The organism is Vibrio sp. 10N.222.52.B7 (assembly GCF_041474275.1).
In the GTDB taxonomy this organism is placed as follows: domain Bacteria; phylum Pseudomonadota; class Gammaproteobacteria; order Enterobacterales; family Vibrionaceae; genus Vibrio; species Vibrio crassostreae_C.
Map to the genome: position 1 here is coordinate 59,208 of NZ_JBFRTU010000052.1, position 7,168 is coordinate 66,375.

At 43.2% G+C, this 7,168-nt stretch carries 6 protein-coding genes; 4 read left to right on the forward strand and 2 right to left on the reverse strand.

The window, feature by feature from the left end; all coding sequences use genetic code 11:
- Nucleotides 1-334: 334 nt before the first annotated feature.
- Nucleotides 335-1,309 (forward strand): L,D-transpeptidase family protein, encoded by a 975-nt coding sequence (locus tag AB4512_RS14570; protein ID WP_372111989.1) that lies wholly within the window; start codon nt 335-337, stop codon nt 1,307-1,309.
- A gap of 157 nt (nt 1,310-1,466) precedes the next feature.
- Here the strand turns inward: AB4512_RS14570 and AB4512_RS14575 are convergent, their stop codons facing one another.
- Entirely contained in the window at nt 1,467-1,733 is a 267-nt protein-coding gene (locus AB4512_RS14575; RefSeq protein WP_017061882.1) for an Lpp/OprI family alanine-zipper lipoprotein, read from the reverse strand.
- Nucleotides 1,734-2,094: 361 nt separating this feature from the next.
- Here AB4512_RS14575 and AB4512_RS14580 point away from each other — a divergent pair, with 361 nt between their 5' ends.
- Nucleotides 2,095-3,426 carry a DEAD/DEAH box helicase gene (locus tag AB4512_RS14580; protein WP_017061883.1) on the forward strand — a complete coding sequence of 444 codons (1,332 nt, stop codon included), beginning with the start codon at nt 2,095-2,097 and terminating at the stop codon, nt 3,424-3,426.
- 115 nt (nt 3,427-3,541) lie between these two features.
- Here the strand turns inward: AB4512_RS14580 and AB4512_RS14585 are convergent, their stop codons facing one another.
- Complete coding sequence (locus tag AB4512_RS14585; RefSeq protein ID WP_372074510.1) at nt 3,542-4,789, reverse strand: SGNH/GDSL hydrolase family protein; 1,248 nt, start codon at nt 4,787-4,789, stop codon at nt 3,542-3,544.
- 466 nt (nt 4,790-5,255) lie between these two features.
- On the opposite strand from AB4512_RS14585, the gene AB4512_RS14590 reads away from it, so the two are divergent.
- On the forward strand, nt 5,256-6,197 hold the full coding sequence (locus AB4512_RS14590; RefSeq protein ID WP_372175098.1) for a lipase family alpha/beta hydrolase: 942 nt from the start codon (nt 5,256-5,258) through the stop codon (nt 6,195-6,197).
- A gap of 38 nt (nt 6,198-6,235) precedes the next feature.
- The gene (locus tag AB4512_RS14595) at nt 6,236-7,123 is read left to right on the forward strand and encodes a lipase secretion chaperone (RefSeq protein ID WP_372074472.1); all 888 of its coding nucleotides are present in this window, start codon (nt 6,236-6,238) and stop codon (nt 7,121-7,123) included.
- The last annotated feature ends 45 nt before the right edge of the window (nt 7,124-7,168 follow it).

The following is a 7,168-nucleotide window of genomic DNA, read 5'->3' on the forward strand; positions in this document are numbered from 1 at the left end:
AAGTTTAAACGGTAATTATAGGAACAGGATTTAATCAATTACCGATTCTGTTGAATTGAATTCGTTTTGTTGAGGCAATATTAGCGAGTTAGAACATGGCTCCATGAGACTTTAGTCACAAAATAGGTCTGCCATTATAGTTTTATTAATATTGATAACCAAATATGTTGAAAGCGTAAAGGCAATCGATTTTGTATGGGTAAATTGCAAGTGAATGAGAAGAAAAGGCTTACATATAAACTTGTTGCCTATTAGTTTCGAGACAACAATACGTTGTAGAGACGTTTGATCAGAGATAATCTAAACTTTGATAAAAGACAAACCAAGGATTTGTATGTCGTATTGCGTTAACTCGACGCCTTTGCAGTCAATGAAAACACGACTCCACAGGGCGGCGTCGTTTGTTGTAAGAACTACTTTGCTTGCCAGCGGGATAGCTTCATCGTGGGTGTCTGCTGCAACCTTTGAATTGCCACCAACGGAAAGCCGCATTGTGGGCAGAATCCAGCAGCATGAAGTGGCGGCGGGCGAAACCTTGGCCATCATTGCCAAGCAATACGATATTGGTTTTCTCTCTTTAATGGCAGCCAACAAAGGGGTGGATCCTTTTCTTCCCGCGGAAGGCTATGTGTTAAGCATTCCAAGCCGCTTGATTTTGCCTGACACCCCAAGAAAGGGGATTGTCATCAATCTTGCTGAGTTAAGGTTGTATTACTTTGAGCCTGAGAAAAATCAGGTGCATGTTTTCCCTGTCGGCATCGGTCGAGTGGGGCGTGATACTCCCGAGATGATCACCAAGATAAGCCAAAAAAGACCGAATCCAACATGGACGCCACCAAATTCAATCCGCAACGAGTATCTTGAAAAGGGCATTGAATTACCGAGAGTGGTTCCTGCCGGGCCGGAAAATCCATTGGGAGAGTACGCTTTGAGGCTTGCTTATGGCGCTGGCGACTATTTGATCCATGGTACAAACAAAGATTTCGGGATAGGTTTACGAGTTAGCTCTGGTTGTATCCGAATGGAACCTAAAGACATTGAGTGGCTGTTTGAGCAAGTGAACCGTGGTGAACAGGTCACCATTATCAATGAGCCGATTAAGGTGTCATTAGAGCCTGATAGAAGTGTGTTTGTAGAAGCGCACGAGCCATTAACTCGAAGTGATGGTTCAAAGAAATCATTACAGATCCCTGTGGAACTAAAATGGTGGCTTGAAGACGCAGAACTGCCAAATTCAAAGGCGAAAGCGGTTATCTTTGCTCAAAACGGCGTACCTGTAGAGATAGCACCACCTGTGATTGAGTTTTAATTCGATTGCCTCTTCTGCAACAAGGGGCGGTTTTATCTTGTTTACTCGCATTAGTGTCACCCAAAAAAAGCACCACATCCGATAAGAAGTGGTGCTGTCTATATACTGCTTTTTGCGACTTATTTAATCTACAGCTTAATCGCGATTAGATCTCAAACTACTTAGTGTAAGACTCAGCGATGTTGTCGATGCGTTCGTTAGCACGATCCGCTTCTTCTTTCGCTGCCATAGCGGCTGCTTCTGCTTCTTGAGCCTTCATTTCTGCGGCTGCTTTGTCACTCTTAAGTGCTTCAACTTCGCTTGTAAGTTGAGCCACTTGGTTAGTTAGTTGATCCATTTCTGACACTGCAGCTTCTTCTGGTTCTGAAGAACAACCGGCTAAAATGAAAACTGATGCTGCAGCTGCGATTAACGTCTTATTCATAAGAACTCCTTGCTTATTTATCATCAAAAGATGCGCTATACATTCTTTATCATATAGTCGCTTCATTAATGATTGTAGCGACTAATTTTTTAACTGCAAAAACAATAACTAAAGAAATTGCTAAATTTTTGAGTTAATTAGCTAAGTATCACGTTGTGTCTCATTTATGAGATGAAGGATTTAGAGACGACTTGAAGGTGTTTTTGGAGAGCTATCCCTTTGCTAGCAATGCATACGTTGTTCTAGCTAAAGATAGATAAAGGGATAAATTTACTGTGATCTCTATCCTTATAAAGTACTTTCGCGGTATCATGTCACGTTAAATTAATTTTATTCAATACCATCATGACTGGAGAGTCCTTTGCACTTTAAAGATTTAGGCTTAGATAACCGCTTACTGAAGAACTTAAAACATTACGACTTCAAGAAGGCGACAGAGATCCAATCAAAAGCGATCCCTGTTGCTATTGCTGGTAAGGATCTATTGGCTTCATCAAAAACGGGATCAGGAAAAACATTGGCGTTTGTGTTGCCAATGATACATAAAGCATTAAAAACAAAAGCGTTTTCTGCTAAAGATCCTCGTGGTGTAATTTTGGCTCCTACTCGTGAGCTAGCGAAGCAAGTTTACGGCGAACTGCGTAGCATGCTTGGTGGTCTGTCTTATGAAGCGGCGCTTATCTTAGGTGGTGAGAACTTTAACGACCAAGTTAAAGCACTGCGTAAGTACCCTCGTTTTATCGTTGCGACTCCAGGCCGTCTTGCTGACCACCTAGAACATCGTTCATTGTTCCTAGATGGTGTTGAAACGCTAATCCTTGATGAAGCGGACCGTATGCTTGATCTGGGTTTCGCTCCAGAACTTCGTCGCATTGCCAATGCAGCTAAACACCGTCGTCGTCAAACGTTGATGTTCTCTGCAACGTTAGATCACGCTGAAGTAAATGGCATTGCAAATGAAATGCTAGACGCACCTAAGCGTATCTCTGTTGGTGTTTCTAACGAGCAACACTTAGATATCACACAGAAATTCTACTTATGTGATCACCTAGATCACAAAGAAGCGATTTTAGACCGTGTACTGGAAGAAGCTGAATACCGTCAGGTAATGATCTTCACAGCAACACGCGCTGATACTGACCGTTTAACAGATAAGTTGAACGAGAAGAAGCTTAAAGCGGTAGCACTGAGTGGTAACCTAAACCAAACGCAACGTAATGCTATTATGAGCCAGTTCGAGCGTGCGGTTTACAAGATCTTGGTAACTACCGATGTTGCTTCACGTGGTATTGATATTCCAAACGTGAGCCACGTTATCAACTTTGATATGCCTAAGCATACGGAAGAGTACGTGCACCGTGTAGGTCGTACTGGCCGTGCGGGTAACAAAGGCGATGCGATTTCTTTGGTTGGTCCAAAAGACTGGGACAGCTTCAAGCGTGTTGAACTTTACCTTCAACAAGATTTGACCTTCTCTGTACTTGAAGGCCTAAAAGGTAAATTCAAAGGCATTAAGCCACGTAAACCTGCGTTTGCTAAAGGCGGTCCTGCTAAGAAGAAGACCAACACTCAAGCGAAGAAAACGCCGAAGAAACCAGTTAAGCGCGATAAGAGCTTCCACCAAAATGTGGCAGTGGGTGATACCGTGTTTATCCCTAAGAAGAAAGTCGCACCAAAAGTGGACGACGAGTAATCACCAGCCAGTTTTAAAGCGTTTGCTAGTAAAACTGACATAAATAAAAACCGCCAATATTAGGCGGTTTTTTTGTATCTCGACCTTGGCTCAGCCATTACTTTTCGATATTTAGTTAGAAATTGAACGTCGAGAACGAATACGCCAAGATGTGGTCGGCAATGTATTTATGAGTAGCTGTAGTTGGGTGTGTCACGCCCCAAAATACATAACTGTCTGAACCATAGGTGGCACAGTCATTGGTTAAGCTGTGGCTTCGCAAGTAGTCCGCGGCTGAGCTTCGATTGATATTAAGACAAGCATCACTCGCGTTTCGAAAGCCATGTTGTTCTGGGTTATCGGTAATGCTGGCGAACAACGCACTTGCATCGAACAACACCACGTTTTTCCCCATACCTTGGTAATACTCGGCTTGAGCTTTGATGAACTGGTTGAATTCTAAGATCTTGCCACGAACTTTTATTATCTCTTGTTCGGTAGAGTATTTGAATTGAGGGGCTTTGGTTGCATCGGGTAAGGTGAACAGCAGGATATTGTTCGCACCAGATTCTGTTAAGCGGATCAGCGCGCTGCTAAAGTCAGCCTTTACATCGGCGACTTCTCGGTTGTAATTCATGAAGTCATTGAGGCCAAACTCTAAAGTAAACAGTGAGTTTTCCGGACGATAGTTTTTGGCGACTTTCATGTAGGTCAGATAAGAGGTGACTTGATCATAAACACCAGTCAATGCCACGTATTGGTTGGTACCTGCGGCGCCACCCACAGCCCAGTTATACAGAGGGACATCTTTCGCTTTTGCTAAATACTCCGTCCAGACTAAACCATTCGAAAAGTGCCCTAAAAACCACGAATCTGCGTTCGGAAAAACCCATTGTGAGCCATTAAATAGATTACCAGTGTCGGACAGGCTATCACCAAAGGTGACAATACGATTGATGCTACTGGCTTGAAAAGCGTTGTCGTTGGTCCAGATTGAGTGGTTGTAAGAGAAGCGATTATCTGCGGCAAAGTAGGTGATGTCAGCGGCGTCATGTTGGATGTCGAGCGTCTGTTCGCAACGTTGTTTAATTTCCGATTGCGGGGCATCGCTGTAGAACATGTTTTTGAATGAAACGGAAGACCACCAATATCCGTTGATCGTGTAGTAATCACCATTCTCTTTCTTTGCCCACTTCCAGTCGGTGGCTGGGGAGTCATGAGAGGCATCGGTTCGATACCAACATCTAACATATGAATAGGTCTCTGAGCCTTGTGCACTGAGTACTTGTGCAGATGTAATCGATTCAGGTGTTGGTATTGAGTCTTCAGCGGCATAAGCGCCAAAAGGCAGGGCTAACGTGAGTATTAAAGCCGTATTTTTCATCACTGTATTCTCTTTTATATTTAGATGAGCCAAACAGAAACGCTGTTGCTTGATAAGTGGATAAGTAAATAACTGGTACGACCTATATATAAAGTCAATAATTAGCGTCAATACATTCAGGGTTGTGGTGTGTCGTTAATGGAATAAGCATCAAGTTATCAACGAGTTTTGGTTGAAAAACACCTGTTTCCAAACGGTTATTTGTCGAATAATTTTGGTTTATTGAGAATGTTGAATTGATATTTGAGTCGGGATATTGAAAGAACAATCTCATCAACCTTAGTTAAATGTTAATTTAATCAATTGCTTATGTTTTTTTCTCCTGATTCTGTTTGCCTGATGTTCATCGCACCTGTTTAATTCAAGTTCGCCATCACAAATATGAAGTCGTTACTTTCTGTTTTATAAAATCATCATCTACGGTTCTTTTACTCATCAGAGGTCTAATCTGTTTAAGGAAAGAGCATTGAAAAAGATATTAATTTGGACGATAGCCTGCCTATCCAGTTTTGGCGTATATGCCGGAACGAGCGCATCAGCATTAGAAGCCAGGGGATACACTGAAACGAAATACCCCATTATGTTGGTACATGGTCTGTTTGGTTTCGATACATTAGCGGGCGTTGACTATTTCTATGGCGTACCTGAATCCCTAACCAAAGATGGCGCGAACGTATATGTCGCTCAGGTCTCTGCAACCAACAGTTCAGAGGTCCGTGGTGAACAGTTACTCAGCCAAGTTGAAACGCTGTTAGCTGCAACAGGAGCAAGTAAGGTGAATCTGGTTGGTCATAGCCACGGTGGGCCTACGGCTCGTTATGTTGCGTCAGTTCGACCTGATCTTGTTGCTTCAGTGACCAGTATTGGTGGTGTACATAAAGGTTCTAAGGCCGCTGATCTCGTTCGAGGGAACGTATCTGAAGGCTCTGTCACAGAAGGTATCGCGGTTAAATTAGCAGGTGGATTAACGACACTGATTAACCTTTTATCTGGTGGATCGGATCTCGACCAAGACGGCCTCGCTTCTCTTGAAGCATTGACCACAGAAGGCTCGCTAGCCTTCAACCAGTTTTACCCTGAGGGCGTTCCGACGTCTGAGTGTGGCGATGGTGAGTGGCAAGCAAGTAACGGCGTTTATTACTATTCATGGACAGGGTCTTCCACTTTTACCAACCTTCTTGATCCTACCGACGGAGCGATGACAATCCTAGGCTTAGCCTTCAACGAACCTAATGATGGCTTAGTAGGAGCATGCAGCGCGCATTTGGGCAAAGTGATTGGTGATGATTACAAAATGAACCACCTAGATGAGATTAATGGGTTATTGGGAATTCACCACTTGTTTGAGACAGATCCTGTAACTCTATATCGTCAGCATGCCAATCGATTGAAGTTGGCTGGCTTGTAGTCTGCAAAGCCGTTTAACAAGAAAACAAGGGAAGTATGATGAAAAAGACCGCCATTTTGTCGATAATCACGATAGCCCTGATGAGCACAGCGGCGGTCTTTTTATATCTAAATAATCAAGATACACATACTGACGACGAACAACGCGTCTCCTCATTGAAAGTCACCTCTCAGCAAGATACCGACATCGATAACGCATCAGCAAAAGACATGATGGAATATTTCGTGTCAGGTAATACAGAATTAACCCTTGAAGATATTCGAGACAACGTGGCGAAACACCACGAACAAGCATCAACAACCGTGGTTGATGAAGCACTGTTTGCCAAATATCTTGAGTATAAGTCGGCACTGACATCGTTGGACGTGCAGTTCGGTACCACATCCATTTCCGCTGATGATCTACGTGCACTCAATCAAGCGCTCCTTGACCTCCAAGCTCAGTTTTTCAGTGAGAGCGAGATAAGTATTCTGTTTACGCACGACAACAGAATGAGAGAAATCGCCTTAGAAAAGTTACTTCTGAAACAGGAGGGATTAGAGGATGAAGAATACCAACAAAGACTCGAATCCTATCTATCTGAGCAACCTGATTATGTTCAGTCGAGTCACCAGAATCAGGTGTTACTCCAACAGCTCTCTAGCTCTGAAGGTCTCGATGAACAGGGTAAATACTTAAAGAGAAGCGAACTTGTCGGTGAAGAAGCAACCCAGAGACTTGAAGCACTTGATAAACAAAGAGCGGCCTTTGAAGACTCGTTAGAGGTCTACTTCGCAGAACGAAATGATGTCTTGAAAGATTCATTCCTATCAAAAACCGAACAACAAGAGAAGATTGCGCAACTTAGGACTGAACATTTCCTACCAGAACAGCTTAGAAGGGTAGAAGCGATTGAAAGAATTCGAGCGGCTGAATCTCGTCAGTAGTGTCTAAAAGCGAAAAACCAGCCATGATGAAGTGACCCCGTAAAG

Excerpts from the sequence above, each read along its gene's own strand:
- AB4512_RS14585 (WP_372074510.1), bottom strand. The coding sequence starts at position 4,789 with ATGAAAAATACGGCTTTAATACTCACGTTAGCCCTGCCTTTTGGCGCT.
- AB4512_RS14570 (WP_372111989.1), top strand. The coding sequence starts at position 335 with ATGTCGTATTGCGTTAACTCGACGCCTTTGCAGTCAATGAAAACACGA.
- AB4512_RS14595 (WP_372074472.1), top strand. The coding sequence starts at position 6,236 with ATGAAAAAGACCGCCATTTTGTCGATAATCACGATAGCCCTGATGAGC.
- AB4512_RS14575 (WP_017061882.1), bottom strand. The coding sequence starts at position 1,733 with ATGAATAAGACGTTAATCGCAGCTGCAGCATCAGTTTTCATTTTAGCC.